Origin of the sequence: Lacisediminimonas sp., assembly GCF_030645335.1 — a bacterium.
In the GTDB taxonomy this organism is placed as follows: Bacteria; Pseudomonadota; Gammaproteobacteria; order Burkholderiales; family Burkholderiaceae_D; genus Lacisediminimonas.
Genome location: NZ_JAUSNH010000101.1, coordinates 1 through 20,945 on the forward strand (window position 1 = coordinate 1; position 20,945 = coordinate 20,945).

Genomic DNA, 20,945 nt, shown 5'->3' on the forward strand with positions numbered 1-20,945 from the left:
CTCCACCAGCAGGATGGTGGTGTCGGTCTGCTTGAGTTCGCGAAATGCCACGATCATGTTGACGATGATGGCCGGCGCCAGGCCCTTGCTCGGCTCGTCGATCAGGATCAGCTTGCGCGGCTCGACGATGGCGCGCGCTACCGCCAGCATCTGTTTCTGGCCGCCAGAGAGTTTGCCGGCCGGATGCATCCAGAACTTTTTCATCGGCGGGAACAGCTTGAAGATCCATTCCAGCCGGGCGGCATCGATGTCTTCGGCGCGGCGCGCACGGCGCGCCGCCAGCAGCATGTTTTCACGCACGCTCAGGTCGGCAAAAATGCCCATGTTCTCCGGCACGTAGGCAATGTCGAGCTGGGCAATGTCCGGTGTCGCCATGCCGCGCAATTCGCGGCCGTCGAACGTGATGCTGCCCTGCGACGCCTGCCACAGGCCCATGATGGTGCGCAAGGTGGTGGTTTTGCCGGCGCCGTTGCGGCCCAGCAGCATGGTCAATTGCCCGCGCGGCACTTCGAAGTCGACGCCGTGCAGGATATGGTAAGCGCCAATGTGGGTCTGCACGCCGGCCAACTTCAGCAAGACGTCGCTCATGCCGCATCCTCCACCGGCGCCAGCCCCAGGTAGGCTTGTTGCACCACCGGCGACGCAATTACCGCCTCGGGTTCGCCGTCGGCCATCAGGGCGCCGTTGTGCAGCACGATGATCCGGTCCGCGAGTTCACGCACGACATCCATCTTGTGCTCGACTAACAGGATGGTCTTGTCGCGCTGGCTCTTGAGGCTGCGGATCAGGTCCAGTATCACCGGCACTTCATCGACGCTCATGCCAGCTGTCGGCTCGTCGAACATGTAGACCGCCGGTTCCAGCGCCATCAGCATGCCGACTTCGAGCTTGCGCTGGTCGCCATGCGGCAGCGACGCGGCGGTCGCATCGCGGCGCGCGGTCAGTGCCACGTCTTCCAGCACGCGTTCGGCGCGCTGCACCAGTTCCTTGTGGTGGCTCCACACATGCAGCAAGTCCAGTCCGAGGTGCTGCCGCGACTGGAGGGCCAGGCGGATATTTTCCATCACGGTCAGGTTCGGAAACAGGCTGGTGAGCTGGAACGCCCGTCCGATCCCGGCGTGGGTGCGGGCCGACGGCGACATGCCGGACAGGTCGCGGCCATTGAGCAGCACTTGCCCGGCACTGGCTTTGAGCTGGCCCGAGATCAGGTTGAAGTAGGTGGTCTTGCCGGCGCCGTTGGGCCCGACAATGGCGGTCAATGTCCCGGGCTGGAAAGCGCAGGACACGGCATTGACCGCGACATGACCGCCAAAGCGTATCGTCAGGTCGCGGGTCTCAAGGGACGGTGTCGGCATCTGGGTCATCGTTGCAGGCAGGCGGCCAACGCACTGCAAAAGGACCGGCGGAGCCGCTCTCCTTTGCATGCCCGGCACGGATGCCGGGCCGCCAGGCCTGCTTGTCTGATCAGCGCTTGTTACGGATCGGAACCGCCATTTCTTCCGGCTTGATTTCCCGCACCAGCTCAGGAACGCCCCACGGGAAAGCAGGATCGACCTTGATCTTGAAGTGATACATCGATTGCATCGCCTGGTGGTCTTCCTTGCGGAAAGTCATTTTTCCCTTCGGCGTATCGAAGCTCATGCCTTCCATCGCGGCGATCAGCTTTTCGGTATTGGTATTGCCGCCGGTTTTCTTCAGTGCTTCCACCAGCGCCATGCCGGCCGCCATGCCGCCCGCGGTAAAGAAATCGGGCGGATTCTTGAAGCGCTTGTAATGCTCGGTCACCAGCCAATTGTTGGCCGGGTTCTTCGGAATACCGAAGTAGTAATACGCCGCGCCTTCCATGCCGGGGAAATTCTTGTAGGCCGTCATGGCCGGCAGGATGTTGCCGCCGGTCGCGATTTCAATGCCGTAGCGCTTCGGATCGAGGTCTGCAATCTTGAATGGATTGCCGCCGGCCCAGATGATGAAGATCACTTTGCGGCCCGGCTTGCCCTTGAGTGCGTCGAACAGGCGCTGCGCGCCGGCGGTGAAGTCGGTGGTGTTGCCGGGCAGGTATTCTTCATGAACCAGCTTGGCTTTTTTCAGTGCTTCCTTGAAGGCTTTCACGCCATCGCGGCCAAAAGCCGTGTCCTGCGCCATGGTGGCGATGGTGATGCCGGCCTTGTCGAGTGCAACCGCATTGGCGATCGCGTCCTGGGATGAATTTCGGCCGGTGCGGAAGATGTAGCGGTTCCACTTGTCGCCGGTAATCGCATCGGCCACGGCCGGTTCGACCAGCAGGATCTTCTTGTACTCTTCAGCCACCGGCAGCATGGCCAGCGCCACGCCCGAACTGGTCGGTCCCACCGCGATGTCGGCACGGTCGTCGGCAAAGGCGGCGGCCAATTGGGCTTTGCCCACGTCCGGCTTGCCCTGGTTATCCTTTTCGATCACCACCAGGTTATTGCCGTTGACCTTCATCGTCCCGCCTGTGGCGTACTCCAGGCCCATCATCAGTCCGGTCTGGGTCTGCTTGGCATAAGCTTCCAGTGCACCGGTCTTGTCGTAGACGTGGGCAATCTTGATGTCTTTTGCTTGGAGGGAGGCGGCGCAGCATAATAGGGCTGCCGCAGCGATCAGGCGGGTTTTCATTTGTCTCGTCCTTTTTTATCGGATATTCAGCGGAATTTCCTCCGGCGAGATTACTCCAAAGAATTGGACTTGGGTATGCAGTAGAAATACGTGAAGCGAAGAGGACGTGAAATGATCAGATGGAAACGACATCCAAGCCCCCTGGGCCCCTTGCTGCTGGCGGCCAGCGCGCGCGGACTATGCGGCCTGACGTTCAGTGAGCACAAATATTTCAAGGGCGTGGTCGGCGATGAAGATCCGGCGCATCCGATATTGCAATCGGCGGCCAGGCAGCTCGATGATTACTTTGCCGGTAGCCTGACGCATTTCGACCTGCCGCTCGATCTTGACGGCACACCATTCCAGTTGCGGGTGTGGGAGTCCTTGCGCCGGATTCCGTTTGGCGTGCCCAGCACGTATCGCCAGCAAGCAGCCCTGGCAAACAATCCGCTTGCGGTACGCGCAGTGGGGTCGGCGATCGGCCGCAATCCGGTCAGTATCATCGTGCCCTGTCACCGTGTGCTGCGCACCGGCGGCGCGCTGGCCGGCTACGCCGGCGGCCTCGAACGCAAGCGTTTCCTGCTCGCGCTGGAGGCACGTCGATAGCCCCGAACCGGGGCTATTTGTTTTGCGTGGTGCCCGAGGTCGTGGGCTCCTGCACCGATGGATCGAGTCCCTTGGCCTTGGCGCCCGCTTCGCCGGCTGCCGGATAGGAACCTGGACCTGTCGTGCTGCCCGAACTGCCGGAGGCGGCGCCTGAAGAAGGCATGCCAGTCGAGCCCGAGCTGCCAGCGCCAGAACCCATTGAAGTGGAGCCGGAAGCGCCCGAGCTGGATGGCGTAGCGCTGCGCGCCGCCCTGTCTTGTTGCATTTGACCGCAAGCGCCCAGTGCTACGACGCAGGCCAAAGGTAATATCCATTTAACCATGTAAGCTCCTTAGGAAAGTTGGTTTCATCAGCCGTGTGCAAGATCTCGCTTTCGCAAAAACATTGTCAACAGTGCTGCTGATAGAAGCCTTCCCAGGCCTTTGGTTCCTGACAATTTGACAAAACAGTTGCTCCGCTTGATCGGCGTCAGCTTCTGCGCAGCAATGTTCCCGGATTGATCCCGCCTCGCGTCGCCCGCAGCTTCGCTGGCAACAAGGGCAGCTCAAGCCAGGGTATTCAGGCAGCCTTTTTGGCGACTGCCTTGCGCGGCGCCGCCGTTTTGCCAGCCGCGGTCTTGCTTGCTGTGGTTTTCTTTGCGGCGGTTTTCTTTGCCGCTGCCTTTTTTGCGGCCGGCTTCTTTGCCGCCGTTTTGGCTGCGCTCGCCTTGCGTGCCGGCGCCGCTGCATCCGCATCCGCTTCATCGTCAGCGCCGGCCTTGCCGGCTTTTGCAGCCGCTTTCGCCGCTCCGCCCGGCTTGACCTTGCGTTCTTCGAATTCGAAGCTCACCTTGCCATCCTTGCCGCGCACCAGGAATGCCTTGAATGGCCTGCGCGTGCGCTGGGAAACAAAGCCCGGCATCAGGTCGGTCTTGCCTTCATTGAGCAGCTTGACCATTTGTTCCGGCAGGATTTCCTGCTGCAGGATGATGCGGCCGCTGCGGAAGTCGCAGCCTTTTGGCCGCAGCACCGAGCGCTCGCAGACATAGGCCAGCCCCAGTTCATACACGCCGCTGCCGCATTTCGGGCAGGGGCCCAGTACGGTCTGGCCGGTAAAGTCGACCGGCTCGCCGTCTTCGCTATCGCCGTTGTTCTGGCCGAAGTCGAACTCGAGCTTGAAGTTGTTCAGGTCTTCATCGCGTGCGATGCGCAGGATCGCAGCGAAGGGCTTGCCCATCTTTGAACGGAAGCCCTGCAGCGGGCCGATGGTGCGATTGCTCAGCAACTCTTCGACTTCAGCGACTTCGAACTGGCGGCTGCCGGGTGTCTTGCCGATCGAGAATTCGCATTTGGTGCAAGCGAAGCGGCGGTAATTTTCTTTCACCACGCTGCCGCAATTCGGGCATGGCGTGACCAGTGTGGCGTAGTCGCCCGGAATCGTGTCGTTGTTGTATTCCTTGGCGCGCTTGACGATGATTTGCGTCATCTGCGCGATCTCGCGCATGAATTCGTCGCGGCTGATGCGGCCGCGCTCCATTTGCGCGAGCTTGTATTCCCATTCGCCGGTCAGTTCTGGCGCGGTCAGTTCGGAAACCCCGAGTCCGCGCAGCAAGGTCATCAACTGGAATGCCTTTGCCGTGGGCATCAATTCACGCCCTTCGCGCAGCAGGTATTTTTCGCTCAGCAGCCCCTCGATGGTGGCCGCGCGCGTGGCCGGCGTGCCGAGTCCCTTGCCCGCCATGGCGTCGCGCAGGTCTTCGTCGTCGATCAGCTTGCCGGCGCCTTCCATCGCCGACAGCAGCGTGGCTTCCGTGTAACGCGGCGGCGGTTTGGTGACCAGGCCGTTGGCATTGACGTCTTCGGTGCGTACTTTCTCGCCGGCTGCCACGGGTACCAGCATGCCGCTGGTCTGGCCCTCTTCGTTGGTGCTCAGCGCTTCGCGACCATAGACCGCGGTCCAGCCGGCATTGGTCATGACCTTGCCTTCAGTCTTGAAGCGATGTCCGGAAACTTCCGTCATGCGGGTAGTCACCTGGTACTCGGCAGGCGGGAAAAAAATCGCCATGAAGCGACGAGTCACCATGTCGTACAGTTTCTGCTCCGGCTCGGACAGGTTTTTCGGCGCCTGCGTGGTCGGGATGATGGCGAAGTGATCGCTGATCTTGCTGTTGTCGAAAATCCGCTTGTTCGGCTTGACCCAGTTCTTGTTCAGTATCTGCGAAGAAAACGGCTGGTAATTATTGTTCTCGGACAGCACAGCCAGCGTTTCTTTCACCGAGCCGAGGTAGTCTTCCGGCAGGTGCCGCGAATCGGTACGCGGGTAGGTCAGCACCTTATGCCGTTCATACAGCGCCTGCGCCAGGCCGAGCGTGTTCTTGGCCGAGAAGCCGAATCGCGCATTGGCTTCGCGTTGCAGGCTGGTCAGGTCGAACAGCGCGGGTGCGGCCGAAGTGGTCGGTTTGGATTCTTCCGTCACCGATCCCGTCTTGCTGCGGCAAGCCGCGACGATGGATTCGGCAGCGGCTCGGCTCCACAGGCGCTCGGCGCGCTTTTCGGGATCGGTTTCGTCGCGCTTGAACTGCGGGTCCTGCCAGCGCCCTTCATAGATGCCGGCCGCGCAGACGAATTCGGCGCGCACTTCCCAATAGTCGCGCGAGACGAACTGTTTGATCTTTTCTTCGCGCTCGACCACGATCGACAGCGTCGGCGTCTGGACCCGGCCGACGGTCGTCAGGTAGAAGCCGCCCTCCTTGGAGTTGAAGGCTGTCATGGCGCGCGTGCCGTTGATGCCGATCAGCCAGTCCGCTTCGCTGCGGCAGCGGGCGGCATCGGCCAGCGGCATCATTTCTTCGTCGCCGCGCAATTGCTTGAACGCTTCGCGGATCGCGCCTTGCGTCATCGACTGCAGCCACAAGCGCTTGATCGGCTGCTTGGCTTTAGCATACTGCGCGATCAGCCGGAAAATCAGTTCGCCTTCGCGTCCGGCGTCGCAGGCGTTGATCAGCATGTCCACATCTTTGCGCTTGATCAGCCGGTTCAGCACTTTCAGCCGCGATTCAGTCTTGGCGATCGGATTGAGGTCGAAATGCGGCGGGATCATCGGCAAATGGGCAAATGACCACTTGCCGCGCTTGACATCGTATTCCTCGGGAACCGCGATCTCGACCAGATGGCCGACGGCGGATGACAGTACATAATCATCGGACTCGAAGTACTCATCATGCTTGGTAAAGCCGCCAATTGCCTTCGCGATATCAGCCGCGACCGAAGGCTTCTCGGCGATGATGAGGGTTTTGGTCATATTCAGGTCTCGATTGCCGCGACAGGCGGCGGGCGTGGTAGGCCGTAGGGACAAGCAGCACTTTATCGCAGGAAACGCCAGCGGCATGCGCAAGCAAGTCACCGTCAGGCGACGGAAATGCGGCCAATGATAAGCGCGTTATCGCGCCGGCTGCAAGCAGGGTTAACTTGAGGGAGGCCGGAATCGGCCGGCGCGCAAGCCTCCGGAGGGCTTGCCGACGCGACCGCAGCAAGGGCTTTTGCGCGCCAGGGGAACGGCCTGGATCAGTGTAACTGGCGGCTGCCGGTTTCGTCGTCGTCGGCGAACAACTCATCGAAAATCAGGCCATCCGGTTCCTTGCCCTGGCTCCAGAGCACCATCAGGACGATCACTTTGAGCTTGTCCAGCGAGATCGGGGACTCGCTCGCGGCGAGCGCGCGCTCGACCACGATTTCCCGCTGCACCGCGTTGATCAGCTTGGCGGATTCAAGGAACTGGATGAATCCGATTGCCGGCAAACCCAGTGCATCGACTTCGCTATCGACATAGATGCGAAAACCGAACGAGTCCTGGTCAAGCGGACGGCCAGACAGTGCGTTGGTTGTTTCGGTCAGGTCGGTCAGCCAGCCCAGTGCACGGGATATCTCGTCCTGTTCGAAACCGACGGCCGATAGCTTTTTGATCAGCGCATCGGCGTCAGGACAGGCATCCGGCCGGTAATAGGTTTCGTAGAGGTAGACGAGGACATCAAACATGGGGCTACTTTAACGGTTCGTGAAGTCCGGCACAAGCGCACGAAGAACAATATCAGGCAGAAAAATGGCGCAATCGTGGCGCGATCCGGACACTATTGTGCGTTTATGATCATTCCATTCCCGGTTTCGTGATCGTCTGGTCAAGCTTTCGCGCTGCCCCGCCCGCGATTGCCAATGCGCTCAGGCCAGCCGCTGGTAACGTGCGCCCGGCAAGGATTCCACCACGCCTGCCATTTCCAGCGCGAGCAGATGCGCGGCGACGCTGGCGGCATCCAGCGCCGCACGTTCGGCCAGCAGGTTGATTTCGACCGGGTCGTAGCCCATGGTGTCGAGCAGATGCTGCAACACTGGTTCAAGTTGCACGGGCGGTGCGACATTAGTCGTGATCGGTGCCGTGCTTCGCGCTGCCGCATGTTCCGACAATACCGCACGGAGTTCCTCCAGGACATCCTCGGCTGACTCCACCAGCTTGGCGCCCTGCTTGATCAGTTGATGGCAGCCTTTTGACAAGGCGGAATGGATCGAGCCCGGAATGGCGAATACGTCACGATTCTGGTCGAGAGCCATGCGCGCCGTGATCAGTGAGCCGGAGTGCGCTGCCGCCTCGACTACCAGCACCGCGCGCGACAGGCCGCTGATGATGCGGTTGCGGCGCGGGAAGTTGACGCTGGTCGCCGCCGTGCCCAATGGGTATTCAGACAGGATCAGCCCGGCCGCGGCGATGCGATGCGCCAACGGCCGATTGCGTGCCGGATAGACAATGTCCGCCCCGGTGCCGATCACCGCAATGGTGGAGCCAGCGCCCTGCTGGTCCTGCTCCAGTGCATCGAGCGCACCCAGGTGCGCAGCGGCATCGATACCCAGCGCCAGGCCGGACACGATGGTGACGCCGACGGCACTGACGACATGGGCAAAGTTCTGTGCATCCTGCATGCCCTGGATCGTCGCATTGCGACTGCCCACGATCGCCAGCGCAGGGCGTGACAGCAGCGCGAGCTCGCCCTTTGCATAAAGCAGGATCGGCGGGTCGGCGGTGTCGAGCAAGGCGCGCGGATAGGCCGGGTCGGCCAGTGTGATGACGTGGTTGCCTGCCTCTGCGGCCCAGGTCACGGCACGTTCGACGCTGGCCTTGAGTGCGTCAGTGGGCGGCGCCAGCAGCGCGCGGGCGGTGCGCTCCGGCACGATTCTGGACAGGGTCGAATAGCTGGCCGAGAAAATATTTTCCGGCAGTCCGAAATGCGATAGCAACAGCCGTGCGGTGACCGGGCCCACACCTTCGGCCCGCAATAGGCGCATCCAATCGGCAAGTTCGCCGGCGTCGGGTGACACAGCCTGGCCCGGCTTATTCCGGCGAACGAACCGGGTCGTTGATGCGTACGGCGTCGGTGACTTGCATCACGAGGCCGTAGGACAGCTTGTCAAAAACACGGAACACGAACAGCGTCCCGTAGTTTTCGTCGGGCAGCTTGATCAGTGGCTGGTCCGGCCCGGCTTGCGGATCCTTGATCATCCGGCCCAACCGGTACAAGTGCAGCACCGTACCGGGGTCGATGCCGTCGCGCGTGCCGCGATTGATGACCACGACGTTGTTGCGCCCGGCCTGGGTCAGTCCGCCATACACTGAAACGATGCGTCCTTCCATTGCCGTGGCTGGCGCATGCGGCACATAGTTGGTGGCAAGGCGTTTTGGTACCGGCAGCAGGTGGGCGCCGGGTCCGATTTCCTCGCGCGAGGTAGTGACGACGAAGCGGTGCGCTTCATTTTCTGCCCGCGCGGGCCGATCCAGCCGGACCACACCGAGGTAGGCGGATTCATAGCCGAGTATGTCGTTGGTGACCGGGTCTTTCAGCGGCCGTGCCGGCCGGTATGCCTGGAAGCTGGTTTCTCCTTTCAGGTCGCCCCGCACGAAAACCTTGTCGCCCCGTCCGGCGCTGATGTGCCCTTCTGCGGTGGCCACGACGCGCGGACTGCTGGCGAGCGTTTCTTGCTCGACGATCAAAGGTTCAGTCAGGAAGGGCTCGATGGCGCCGGCAGGAATGGAGGCAATGGCCTGCGGACCGAGGGCTTCAATGCGGGTCTGCGGCGACAGCCTGATTTCGGGCAATGCGCCGCTGGCCGATCCGGCCGTGCCGGCGTCCCCCAGGCGCAGTCGCCTGGCAGTGCGGTCGAATACGATCACTTGTCCCGGATAGATCCAGTGCGGATCGCGGATCTGGTTGCGGTTAAGTCCCCAAACTTGCGGCCAGCACCAGGGATGGGCCAGGAACCGGCCGGAAATGTCCCACAGTGTGTCGCCCTTCACGACCCGGTGCTGGTCCGGCGCATCGCTGCGGAAGGCGCATGTGGCAAACTGGTCTGCTTGCTGGTCTTGCGTTCCTGCAGCTGTTGCGGAAACCGTGCACAAGGCCGATGCGAGGGCGAGGGCGGGAATGGCGCGAAAGGCTGTGCTAAACTTTTTCATTGGTGGTCCGGTGGCTGGCACAGCAAAATTTCTTGCCAAAGTGAATCAAATTCTGCCGATAAACGCTTGAAGTCGCAAGACAAACCACCATCTGACCTTATCTTCCTGTTGCGCAAAAGTCGTATGCCCCTGTTGAATATTCTGCGTTTTCCTGATTCGCGTTTGCATAAAATTGCCAAGCCGGTAACTGTGTTCGACCATCGGCTGAAGAGGCTGGTCGCCGATATGGCCGAAACCATGTACGAGGCGCCGGGAATCGGCCTGGCTGCGACCCAGGTCGATGTGCATGAGCGCCTGATCGTCATCGACACTTCTGAAACGCGGGACGATTTGCGGGTATTCATCAATCCCGAAATTATCTGGGCCAGCGAAGAAAAGCAGGTGTTTGAAGAGGGTTGCCTGTCGGTGCCGGGCATCTACGACGGTGTTCTGCGGCATGCGCGGGTCAAGGCGCGCGCCCTCGACACTGACGGCCGGCACTTCGAGATCGACGCCGACGGATTGCTCGCGGTGTGTATCCAGCATGAGATGGATCACCTGGTGGGCAAGGTATTCGTTGAGTACTTGTCACCGCTGAAACGCAACCGGATCAAGCAAAAATTCCTGAAGGAAGAACGGGAAGAGCGACGGCACGGGCAAAAAGCGACGCTGCGGTGATTTTGCCCGGGCCGGGCGGCACGCTCACCAGCGATCCGGTCACACAGTCAAGCGGACGCCCGGCCGGGCAGCGAATCATTCAGGCAACAACACCAGCCGCCGGGCGATTGCCAGGTCATCGCAAGCAGATCCGTGCGCCCTGCCTGAGCCGGCATGGGCAAGCCTCCAACCCCATGCCTGGAATCGCGCCATGAAAGTCATCTTTGCCGGTACCCCGGAGTTTGCTGCGGTCGCGCTGGCGGCGCTGCACCAGGCGGGTTTCGATATTCCGCTGGTGCTGACCCAGCCCGACCGTCCGGCCGGTCGCGGCATGCAATTACATGCCTCGCCCGTCAAGCAATATGCGCTGGCGCATGGCATGCCGGTGGCCCAGCCGGTCTCGCTCAAGCCAGACGGCAAGCATCCGGAGGTGGCGCGCGATGCGCATGCATTGCTGCAGGCCACGCCGCACGATGTGATGGTGGTCGCAGCCTATGGACTGATCCTGCCACCCTCCGTATTGTCGATTCCCCGTTTTGGTTGCCTGAACATCCATGCTTCGCTGCTGCCGCGCTGGCGTGGTGCCGCGCCCATCCACCGCGCCATTGAAGCGGGCGATGCGCACACCGGCATCACCATCATGCAGATGGAGGAAGGACTCGATACCGGGCCCATGCTGGCAATGCGCAGCATACCGATCGCAGCCGACGACAGCACGGGCAGCCTGCATGACAAATTGGCCCGGCTCGGCGGCGAAATGATCGTTGCCGTGCTGCGCCTGTTCGAGCGCGACGGTGCAGCGCCAGTCGCCTCGCCACAACCGGAAGCCGGCATGAACTACGCCGCCAAGATCCGCAAGGACGAAGCGGCCATCGATTTTGCCGGCGATGCCGCTGCACTGGCGCGCAAGATCCAGGCATTCAACCCGGCCCCCGGCGCGAGCGCGCAGGTTGACGGCGTGCAACTGAAAATCTGGAAGGCGGCATCCCTGCCCGGCGCAGGCGACAGTAGCGTGCAGGCGGGAGCCGTGCTCGCTGCCGATGCCGATGGCGTGAATGTCGCGTGCGGCAGTGGCGTGCTGCGCTTGCTGGAATTGCAAAAGCCCGGCGGCAAGCGCTTGCCGGCACAGGATTTCCTGAAGGGTTTTCCGCTGGCCGGAAAACGCTTCGCGCTGGTCCAATAGACCCGCCGCCGCAATCGCCAGACCCGATTGACATCGGCGTGGGCAGCGAACTTGCCGCCTGGTTCATCCACCGCATTTTTTGCATGGAACAATGGCATGACTACCCGCATCCTGATGTGCGCGCCGGACTACTTCAATGTCGCGTACGTCATCAATCCATGGATGGAAGGCAATATCGCCCATTGCGACCCGGCGCTCGCCATGCGCCAATGGCAAGCCCTGGCGCACGCCATCGGCGCGGTCGCGGACCTGGAAATGATCGAGGCCGTGGACGGGGTGCCCGACATGGTTTTCACGGCCAATGCCGGACTCGTCCTTGCAGGCAAGGCCGTGGTTTCCCATTTTCGCCATCTGGAGCGCCAGCGGGAAGAACCGCATTTCGCCCGCTGGTTCGCGGGCCAGGGAATGCCGCTCTTCCGGCTGCCGGATGACATTTACTTCGAAGGCGCGGGTGACGCCTTGTTTGACCGTCGCCAGGCCCTGCTCTGGCTTGGCTGGGGCCACCGCTCCGATGCGGGCAGTGCGCCCTTGCTGGCGGATTGGCTCGACATCGAGGTGCAGCCGCTCAAGCTGGTCAACCCGCGCTTTTATCATCTCGATACCTGTTTTTGCCCGCTCGAAGGTGGCTACCTGCTGTATTACCCGGACGCGTTCGACGCCAAGTCCCGGCACCGGATTGCGGCACGGGTACCGGCGCAATACCGTATCGCAGCCAGCGCTGGCGATGCCGCGGCATTCGCCTGCAATGCCGTCAATATTGGCCGGCATGTGTTCCTGAACCAGGCATCGGCCAGGCTGCGCAAGACGCTGGAGGAGAAGGGCTATCAAGTCCACCAGATACCCTTGTCCGAATTCATGAAGGCCGGTGGCGCCGCCAAGTGCCTCACGCTCAGGCTCGACGAGCCGGTGGCGACCGGCCCGCTGCCCGATTTGGCGCCCGGGTCCGGACCGTCGGCAGGCTAAAGCCAGTGGCGCCGGCCGTGGCGGCCACCTCGCGGAATACCGTATAATCGTGTCTGCGCCGATTTGATTGAACAAGTCAAACCCAGCTTGCGGGCGCAGGGGAGCATCCGGTGCCCCGAATAAATACTGCTAAAGCGGACCTTGAAAGAACCCGGCTCCGCAAGGCAGCCGGGTTTTTGCATTTCCAGAATGGAACTTAGCCACATGAAACGCGACGCCCTATCCCCAGTTGAAGCAGTCCTGCGCGACCTGCTCTCCCGCCGCATCCTGATTCTCGACGGTGCAATGGGAACCATGATCCAGCAGTACAAGCTCAGTGAGGAGGACTATCGCGGCACGCGCTTTGCCGCGTTCGCCGTGCCCGGCAAGCAAGTGTTCCTGAAGGGGAATAACGAGTTGCTGACGCTGACCCGGCCCGATGTGATCAGCGCCATCCACGAGGAATACCTGGCCGCCGGCGCCGACCTGGTCGAAACCAACACCTTTGGCGCAACCTCGGTGGCGCAGGACGACTATTACCTGGGCGATCTCGCCTATGAAATGAATGTGGCGGCGGCGCGCCTGGCGCGCGCCGCCTGCGACAAGTACTCCACACCGGACAAGCCGCGTTTCGTTGCCGGTGCACTGGGCCCCACGCCCAAGACGGCCTCGATATCGCCTGACGTCAATGACCCGAGCGCGCGCAACGTTACCTTCGACCAGCTGGCCACGGCGTACCTGGAGCAGACGCGCGGACTGGTGGATGGCGGCGCCGACGTGCTGCTGGTCGAAACCATTTTCGACACGCTCAATTGCAAGGCCGCGCTGTTCGCGCTGGAAACCTATTTCGAAGAGACCGGAAAGCGCTTGCCGGTGATGATTTCCGGTACCGTGACCGATGCCTCGGGGCGCATCCTGTCGGGCCAGACCGTGTCCGCATTCTGGAATTCAGTGCGCCACGCACGACCGCTGACCATCGGCCTGAACTGCGCGCTCGGCGCGGCGCTGATGCGTCCTTATGCGGAGGAACTGTCGTCGATTGCCGACACCTTCGTCTGCATCTACCCCAACGCCGGCCTGCCCAATCCGATGTCCGACACGGGATTCGACGAAACGCCGGACGTTACCTCGTCCTTGCTCAAGGATTTTGCCGAGAGCGGTTTCGTCAATATTGCCGGCGGTTGCTGCGGCACCACGCCGGCGCATATCAAGGCGATTGCACAGACTGTGGCCAACATTGCGCCGCGCAAGCTGCCGGTCGTGCCGCAGGTCATGCGCCTGTCAGGGCTGGAACCCTTCGTCATCGATGAAAATTCCTTGTTCGTCAACGTCGGCGAGCGCACCAACGTCACCGGCTCCAAGGCATTCGCGCGGATGATCCTGAATGAGCAGTATGACGAGGCGCTCACGGTGGCTCGCCAGCAGGTCGAAAACGGCGCGCAGATCATCGACGTCAACATGGACGAAGCGATGCTGGACTCGGTCGCTGCGATGACGCGCTTCCTGAACCTGATCGCATCCGAGCCGGATATCGCACGCGTGCCGGTCATGATCGACTCATCGAAGTGGTCGGTGATCGAGGCTGGCCTGAAATGCGTGCAGGGAAAATCGATCGTCAATTCGATTTCGATGAAGGAAGGCGAGGCCGAATTCCTGCGCCAGGCCGAGCTGTGCCGTCGTTATGGCGCGGCCGTGATCGTGATGGCCTTCGACGAGAAGGGCCAGGCCGACACCTTTGCGCGCAAGACCGAAATTTGCCAGCGCGCCTACAAGCTGTTGGTCGACAAGGTCGGATTCCCGCCGGAAGACATCATTTTCGATCCGAACATTTTCGCCATCGCAACCGGCATTGAAGAGCACAACAACTACGCGGTGGATTTCATCAACGCCACGCGCTGGATCACGGAGAACCTGCCGCTGGCGAAAGTCAGTGGCGGCGTTTCCAACGTCAGCTTTTCGTTCCGCGGCAATGATCCCGCGCGTGAAGCGATCCATACCGTCTTCATGTATCACGCCATCAAGGCCGGCATGACGATGGGCAACGTCAATGCCGGCATGGTCGGCGTGTACGACGATATCGATCCGGAATTGCGTGAGCGGGTGGAAGATGTCGTGCTCAACCGGCGCGACGACGCCACCGAGCGGATGATCGAGATTGCGTCCGGGCTGAAAGCCGGCGGCAAGAAAGAAGAGCAGACCCTGGAGTGGCGCAGCGGGCCGGTCGAAAAGCGGCTGGCGCATTCGCTGGTGCATGGCGTCACGCAGTGGATACTCGAAGACACCGAAGAAGCGCGGCTGAAAATCCATCAGGCAGGTGGACGCCCGATCAACGTCATCGAAGGGCCGCTGATGGACGGCATGAACATCGTGGGCGACCTGTTCGGCCAGGGCAAGATGTTCCTGCCCCAGGTGGTGAAGTCCGCGCGCGTGATGAAGCAGGCCGTTGCGCACCTGATTCCCTACATCGAAGAAGAAAAGCAGGCTGAAGAAAAGCGTACCGGCATCGCGGCCAAGGCCAAGGGCAAGATCGTCATCGCGACCGTCAAGGGCGATGTGCACGACATTGGCAAGAACATTGTCTCGGTGGTCCTGCAATGCAATAACTTTGAAGTGGTGAACATGGGCGTGATGGTGCCGTGCGCCGACATCCTGGCCAAGGCCAAGGAAGAAAACGCCGACATCGTCGGCTTGTCCGGCCTGATCACGCCGTCGCTGGAAGAAATGGCCTATGTCGCGCGCGAAATGCAGCGCGACCCGTATTTCCGCGAGCGCAAGATTCCACTGCTGATCGGCGGTGCGACCACCAGCCGCGCCCATACCGCCGTCAAGATCGCGCAGCATTACGACGGCCCGGTGATCTATGTGCCAGATGCGTCGCGTTCGGTGTCGGTTGCGCAATCCTTGTTGACGCCCGAGCAGCGCGATGCCTACCTGGCCGACATCGTCAGCGACTATGAGCGCATCCGCCAGCAGCACGCCAGCAAGAAGGCCGCGCCGATGCTGTCGATCGCCGACGCCCGCAAAAACAAGGCGCTGTTGCCCTTCGACGGCGACGCCGAGCCGGTGGTGCCAAAATTCATCGGTCGGCGTGTGTTCAAGAATGTCGACCTGGCGACTTTGGCGAGCTATATCGACTGGGGTCCGTTCTTCCAGACCTGGGATCTGGCGGGACCGTTCCCCGCGATCCTGAAAGACCCGGTGGTCGGCGAAGCCGCCAGCCGTGTGTATGAGGAAGGACAGGCGCTGCTCAAGAAGGTCATCGATGGCCGTTGGTTGACTGCGAATGGCGTCGTCGCGCTGCTGCCGGCCAACACCGTCAATGACGACGACATCGAGATCTATACCGATGAAACGCGCAGCACGGTGGCATTCACTTACTACGGAACCCGGCAGCAAACGGTCAAGCCGGTGATCGACGGCGTGGCCAGGCCCAATCAGTGCCTGGCTGATTTCATTGCACCCAAGTCTTCCGGCCGCGCCGATTACATCGGCATGTTCGCCGTGACCAGCGGACTGGGCATCGAGAAATATGAAAAGCGTTTTGAAGACGCGCATGACGATTACTCGTCAATCATGCTCAAGTCGCTGGCAGACCGCCTGGCCGAAGCCTTTGCCGAGTACCTGCATGAACGAGTGCGCCGCGACCTGTGGGGCTTCGCCACGCAGGAGGACCTGTCGCGCGAGGACCTGATCAAGGAAGCCTATCGCGGCATTCGCCCTGCGCCCGGCTATCCGGCCTGCCCGGAGCACACGGTCAAGGCCGACATGTTCCGGCTGATGCAGTGTGAAGAAATCGGCATGCAACTGACCGATTCATTTGCGATGTATCCCGGTGCAGCGGTATCGGGATTTTATTTCGCACATCCGCAGGCGAAATATTTCAGCATCGGCAAGATCGGCATGGACCAGGTCGAAGACATGGCGCGCCGGCGCGGTGTGCCGGTCGAGCAGGTCGAGCGCTGGCTGGCGCCGAGCCTGGGCTGACGGCGGTCGCCTGCCGGTCGGGCAGGCGATTGGGACGGATGCCGGCTGGCGTGGCGCTTTGCTGCTGCTATCCATGCATTGCGCAAGGTCGCCGATGGCATTTGTTGAGGACAGTCATCCGTTTCCTTGCGCGCCCTTGCTAAGCTCAGCATACGGTGCATTCGCCCGCGCATGACGGAGGACTGCAATGCGTCTGAAGCCGCAATCGACCGCTGGCAAAGTCTGGGCCGGCATGATCGGCATGCTGGCCATGGGCTTGATTGCACTCGTCATTGTCAACTTCCAGGGTGGCGAAACAGAGTTCGAACCGATCGACCGACAATATTCCACGGACGATCCGCAATTCCTCCGCTCGCTGGGGGTGATGCTCGGTCCGCCCATTGTTGCCGGCAATCGCTTCGACGCACTGCAAAATGGCGACCAGATTTTCCCTGCCATGCTGGAGGCGATTGGCAATGCCAAGCGCACGATTTGCTTTGAAACTTACATCTACTGGTCAGGCGATATCGGCCAGCGCTTTGCGCAGGCGTTCGCGCAACGCGCTCGTGCCGGTGTCAAAGTCCATGTACTGCTGGATTGGGTCGGCAGCAGCAAGATCGATGATTCCCTGATCGACATGATGCGCGCGGCAGGGGTGGAGGTGCGCTATTACCATCCGCTGCGCTGGTACCAGCTTGGCCGGATCAACAATCGAACCCATCGCAAGTTGTTGATCGTGGATGGGCGTGTCGGTTTTACGGGTGGCGTGGGCATTGCGCAGGAATGGACTGGCAGTGGGCAAGATCCGGCGCACTGGCGCGATTCGCATTTCCGGGTCGAAGGGCCGGTAACGGCGCAGATGCAGGCAGTGTTCATGGACAATTGGATCAAGACCACCGGTCGCGTGCTGCATGGCGAAGACTACTTCCCCGACCTGCAGGCAGTCGGGACCGGCGCTGCGCAGGTATTCAGCAGCTCCGCTGACGGTGGCAGCGACAGCATGCAGCAGATGTACTTGCTGTCGATTGTCGCGGCCAGCCGCAGCATCGACCTGGCGATGGCCTATTTCGTTCCCGACCAAGTCTCACGCGCTGCGCTGGTCGCCGCATTGCGACGGGGTGTGCGCTTGCGCATCATCGTCCCGGGTCCGCACATGGACGCCGAAGCGGTACGCCAATCTTCGCGCGGCTTGTGGGGCGAACTGTTGCGTGCCGGCGCAATCATTGCCGAATACCAGCCGACCATGTACCACTGCAAGGTCATGATCGTGGACCAGCTGCTGGTGTCGGTCGGCTCGACCAACTTCGACGATCGTTCATTCAAGCTCAACGATGAAGCCAACCTGAACATCTACGATGCCGAGTTCGCCCATCAACAGACGGTGATATTCGAGCAAGACCTGGAAAAATCCCGCCCGGTGACATTGCAGAAATGGGAAAACCGGCCGATCCTGGAGAAGGCGCGCGAGGGCTTGGCAGCGCTGCTGCAACCGGTGCTGTAAATCCATGCCGTGGATGCCTGGGCCAGCTCGATCGCGGACCTGGCTGGCGGCCCGCGGGTTCAGTCCGGCTGGCCGTCGACAAACACTTTCAGTTCCCCTGGCGCCAGCCGGATCCAGGTTTCATTCGTTGTCAGCGGCTCGGTGACGATGATCGCCACCCGGTCCTGCGGCGTCGTCACCTTGGAAAAATCGACGGTCATGTCTTCATCCGAAAGCCGTGCTTTCGCGAACGGAAATTGGCGCACGATGTAATACAGGTTGGTCGCACAGTGTGCAAACAGCGCCGAGCCATTCGACAGCATCATGTTGAATACGCCGAAGCGATTGATTTCCTGCGTCAGCACTGCCATTGCGGCCGTCAGTTCTTCAAGCGGCGGCATCTGGTCGCCAAAGCGCTTGCCGAGTTGTTGCAGCAGGTAGCAGAAGGCGCGTTCACTGTCGGTGGTGCCGACTGGCCGGTAGGGGCCGCTCAGTTGCGGATGGAAGTCCTTCAGGTCGCCGTTATGCGCAAATACCCAATAGCGGCCCCACAATTCGCGCACGAAGGGGTGGCAGTTTTCCAGCGCGACGTGTCCTTGCGTGGCGCGGCGGATATGCGCGATGACGTTCTTGGATTTTATCGGCCAGGTCTTGATCAGTTCGGCAACCGGCGAGTCCACCGCCGGCAGGTGATCGACAAAATGGCGCACGCCGGCGCCTTCAAAAAACGCAATGCCCCAACCGTCGTTATGCGTATCGGTGCCGCCGCCGCGGGTGGCAAAACCGGTGAAGCTGAATACGATGTCGGTGGGGACATTGCAATTCATTCCGAGCAACTGGCACATGGCGTCCTTGTCCCTCCTGATGAAGTGATTACGGTAGCACGGGGGCGTGTGGTCCGGTACGGGAAACTTCGGACAAGTCCGCGCAGCAGCGCCACAGGCCATGCCCGGAGGCGCGGTATTTTTCTTCGAATGGCGTCAGCGCAGCGCCCTCGGGCGGATCCCATGCAAGCACCGGGACCGCCGCCCCGCTCGATATCTGCAGCGCGATGGCGAATTCCTGCAAATAGACTATCCAGTTGCTGCGGCATTCCAGTGTGCCGCCGAGTGCGACCATGACCGGAAACACCGGATGTCCGTGCCAGCGCCGGCCGAGGTGCTGCTTGCGCGGCCACGGAGTGGGATAGAGCAGATAGTGATGCGCAAGCGCCATGCCGTGCGCTGCCAGCAAGCGCCAGAAGTCGACCAGGTCGGCGCGCAACAGCAGCAGGTTGGCAGGATTGTCGTCAGCGCCGGCGGGCCCGCGTTGCAGGCGCTCGGCCGACTGGTCTACACCCACGACCAGATGATCCGGATGACGCAGCGCCAGGCGCAGCGTCGACCAGCCAACGCCACAGCCGGCATCCAGCACCAGCGGCGGCTGTCCCGCCTTTGACCATATTGATTGCATGCGCTCGAAGGCCTGCAAGGTATGGGCCGATACCGGCTTTCGAAAGTGTGCCGCGCGGTGCCGTTCCAGCACACGCTGCAGGTCCGGGTGGACGCCGTCCTGGTTGCTGGTTACGGGGAGCGAGTTGCCGAACATGCAGGAAGTATAGGGGAGGATCAGAGTCGAGCGCACTGTGGGACGTCGGTGGCGGCATAATGCTGGCATGAAAAGCGCAATACCCATCGTGCCTGGCGCTGCGCCCGGTGAACTGCCTGATCCGCCTGTGCGGCTGGCCCTGCTCATGTGGATGCTGGCAGTGGCCTTTTATTTGTTTGGTTTCTTTCATCGGGTGACCCCGGCGGTGCTGACCACGGAGCTGATGCAGGACTTCCAGCTCAGCGCCGTGATGCTCGGCAACCTGTCCGCTTTTTACTTTTATTTTTACGCGGCGATGCAGTTGCCTACCGGTGTGCTGGTGGATCGGTTTGGTCCGCGCCGCCTGCTCTGGATCGGCGCGGTGATCGGTGGCGTCGGCGCCCTGCTGTTTGCCTTTGCCGATACGTTCCTGTCCGCCGCCCTTGGCCGCGGCCTGATCGGCGCCACCGTTGCGGTGGCCTGGGTGTCGATGCTGAAGTTGTGCGCCCATTGGTTCAATCCGCACCGGCTGGGCACGGTAACCGGCCTGTCACTGGCAGTGGGGACCATGGGCGCGGTGATGGCGGGATTGCCCTTGCGGGCCCTGTCAGATACCTTCGGCTGGCGACCCGTGATGGCTGCATCGGGCGCGGTGGCGCTATTGTTGGCCGCGGGCATTTTTTTCGTCATGCGCGATGATCCGCAAGAGCGCGGTTTCCGCAGTCAGTTGCCGGCGGGACTGTCGCTGAAGTCACCCTCATTGCGCACCGTGCTGACCGGACTTGGACGCATCTGGCGATACCGGAATGTAGCGCTGTTGTTCTGGGTGCCGTCCGGCATTTGTGGTGCGTTCCTGACCTTTACCGGACTTTGGGGAGTGCCGTTCCTGGTGCAACTGCACGGGCTGACGCCGCGCTCGGCTTCGCTGGTAACCAGCGGCATGCTGGTTGCTTTTTCGGTTGGCAGCATCGCGGTGGGGATACTGTCGGATCGGCTGCGCTTGCGCAAATTGCCTTACGTTATCGGCAGTACGGCCACCCTGATCAGTTACCTGGCCCTGTATATTTTTCCCGATGCGCCATTGGGATTTCTGGTGCCGCTACTGTTGCTCGGTGCTGCAGGGTCGGGCGGCATGGCGGTCGGTTTTCTTTTTGCCAGGGAATCAGCACCGCTGGCGCTGTCAGGAACCGTTGCCGGTGCGGTCAACATGGGGGTGATGATCGGGCCGCTTGCGCAGCAGCCCTTGATTGGCTGGATACTCGACAGCAACTGGCGCGGCGGACTTGTCAACGGGGTCAGGGTGTACGACCTGCATGCCTACCAACTGGCCTTCGGTTTGTTGCTGGTGTGGGTGGCGTCAGCGTGGATTGCATTGCTTGCAACGCGGGAAACGCATTGCAAGCAATATCACGAGCCATAGGCTGGCCTGCCTGGCTGCGGGATTGCCCCGCAACCGACAGCAGATGCTTCTCAGTGCAGCAG

17 protein-coding genes are annotated in these 20,945 nt (G+C 61.6%); 8 read left to right on the forward strand and 9 right to left on the reverse strand.

Annotated features, from left to right (window positions below; genetic code table 11):
• The 3 genes from Q7T64_RS06905 to Q7T64_RS06915 all read right to left on the reverse strand — a co-directional run.
• Positions 1-588: ABC transporter ATP-binding protein (locus tag Q7T64_RS06905; protein ID WP_304793312.1), on the reverse strand; the 588-nt coding region annotated here is incomplete at its 3' end.
• Positions 585-1,364, reverse strand: a complete 780-nt coding sequence (locus Q7T64_RS06910; protein ID WP_304793316.1) for an ABC transporter ATP-binding protein — start codon at positions 1,362-1,364, stop codon at positions 585-587. The genes Q7T64_RS06905 and Q7T64_RS06910, both read right to left, overlap by 4 nt.
• Before the next feature lie 100 nt (positions 1,365-1,464).
• Entirely contained in the window at positions 1,465-2,634 is a 1,170-nt protein-coding gene (locus tag Q7T64_RS06915; RefSeq protein WP_304793320.1) for a substrate-binding domain-containing protein, read from the reverse strand.
• A 111-nt stretch (positions 2,635-2,745) separates the two neighbouring features.
• On the opposite strand from Q7T64_RS06915, the gene Q7T64_RS06920 reads away from it, so the two are divergent.
• Together Q7T64_RS06920 and Q7T64_RS06925 are read left to right on the forward strand one after the other, a co-directional pair.
• Positions 2,746-3,219, forward strand: coding sequence for a methylated-DNA--[protein]-cysteine S-methyltransferase (locus Q7T64_RS06920; RefSeq protein WP_304793323.1), 474 nt, complete (start codon positions 2,746-2,748; stop codon positions 3,217-3,219).
• 122 nt (positions 3,220-3,341) lie between these two features.
• Positions 3,342-3,488: a hypothetical protein gene (locus Q7T64_RS06925; protein WP_304793326.1), complete on the forward strand. Its 147-nt coding sequence runs from the start codon at positions 3,342-3,344 to the stop codon at positions 3,486-3,488.
• Between the two features lie 289 nt (positions 3,489-3,777).
• Here the strand turns inward: Q7T64_RS06925 and Q7T64_RS06930 are convergent, their stop codons facing one another.
• The 4 genes from Q7T64_RS06930 to Q7T64_RS06945 all read right to left on the reverse strand — a co-directional run bounded on the left by Q7T64_RS06930 (position 3,778) and on the right by Q7T64_RS06945 (position 9,693).
• Positions 3,778-6,498, reverse strand: coding sequence for a DNA topoisomerase III (locus Q7T64_RS06930; RefSeq protein ID WP_304793329.1), 2,721 nt, complete (start codon positions 6,496-6,498; stop codon positions 3,778-3,780).
• Between the two features lie 263 nt (positions 6,499-6,761).
• Positions 6,762-7,232 carry a DUF494 family protein gene (locus Q7T64_RS06935; protein ID WP_304793332.1) on the reverse strand — a complete coding sequence of 157 codons (471 nt, stop codon included), beginning with the start codon at positions 7,230-7,232 and terminating at the stop codon, positions 6,762-6,764.
• Between the two features lie 180 nt (positions 7,233-7,412).
• Positions 7,413-8,528, reverse strand: coding sequence for a DNA-processing protein DprA (dprA, locus tag Q7T64_RS06940; protein WP_304793357.1), 1,116 nt, complete (start codon positions 8,526-8,528; stop codon positions 7,413-7,415).
• A 46-nt stretch (positions 8,529-8,574) separates the two neighbouring features.
• Positions 8,575-9,693 (reverse strand): LysM peptidoglycan-binding domain-containing protein, encoded by a 1,119-nt coding sequence (locus Q7T64_RS06945; RefSeq protein ID WP_304793335.1) that lies wholly within the window; start codon positions 9,691-9,693, stop codon positions 8,575-8,577.
• Positions 9,694-9,816: 123 nt separating this feature from the next.
• On the opposite strand from Q7T64_RS06945, the gene def reads away from it, so the two are divergent.
• The 5 genes from def (at position 9,817) to Q7T64_RS06970 (ending at position 17,918) form a co-directional block, all read left to right on the forward strand.
• Entirely contained in the window at positions 9,817-10,350 is a 534-nt protein-coding gene (gene def / locus Q7T64_RS06950) for a peptide deformylase (RefSeq protein WP_304793338.1), read from the forward strand.
• A gap of 190 nt (positions 10,351-10,540) precedes the next feature.
• Positions 10,541-11,512, forward strand: coding sequence for a methionyl-tRNA formyltransferase (gene fmt / locus Q7T64_RS06955; protein ID WP_304793341.1), 972 nt, complete (start codon positions 10,541-10,543; stop codon positions 11,510-11,512).
• 96 nt (positions 11,513-11,608) lie between these two features.
• Complete coding sequence (locus tag Q7T64_RS06960; protein ID WP_304793346.1) at positions 11,609-12,475, forward strand: dimethylarginine dimethylaminohydrolase family protein; 867 nt, start codon at positions 11,609-11,611, stop codon at positions 12,473-12,475.
• Positions 12,476-12,679: 204 nt separating this feature from the next.
• Positions 12,680-16,438, forward strand: coding sequence for a methionine synthase (metH, locus tag Q7T64_RS06965; RefSeq protein ID WP_304793348.1), 3,759 nt, complete (start codon positions 12,680-12,682; stop codon positions 16,436-16,438).
• A gap of 232 nt (positions 16,439-16,670) precedes the next feature.
• Entirely contained in the window at positions 16,671-17,918 is a 1,248-nt protein-coding gene (locus tag Q7T64_RS06970; RefSeq protein ID WP_370653270.1) for a phosphatidylserine/phosphatidylglycerophosphate/cardiolipin synthase family protein, read from the forward strand.
• 59 nt (positions 17,919-17,977) lie between these two features.
• On the opposite strand, the gene Q7T64_RS06975 is transcribed toward Q7T64_RS06970, so the two are convergent.
• Positions 17,978-18,742, reverse strand: a complete 765-nt coding sequence (locus Q7T64_RS06975; protein ID WP_304793351.1) for a class II glutamine amidotransferase — start codon at positions 18,740-18,742, stop codon at positions 17,978-17,980.
• 28 nt (positions 18,743-18,770) lie between these two features.
• Entirely contained in the window at positions 18,771-19,520 is a 750-nt protein-coding gene (locus Q7T64_RS06980) for a tRNA (guanosine(46)-N(7))-methyltransferase TrmB (protein WP_370653269.1), read from the reverse strand.
• Positions 19,521-19,551: 31 nt separating this feature from the next.
• Here Q7T64_RS06980 and Q7T64_RS06985 point away from each other — a divergent pair, with 31 nt between their 5' ends.
• Positions 19,552-20,883, forward strand: a complete 1,332-nt coding sequence (locus Q7T64_RS06985) for an MFS transporter (protein WP_304793354.1) — start codon at positions 19,552-19,554, stop codon at positions 20,881-20,883.
• Positions 20,884-20,945 lie beyond the last annotated feature (62 nt).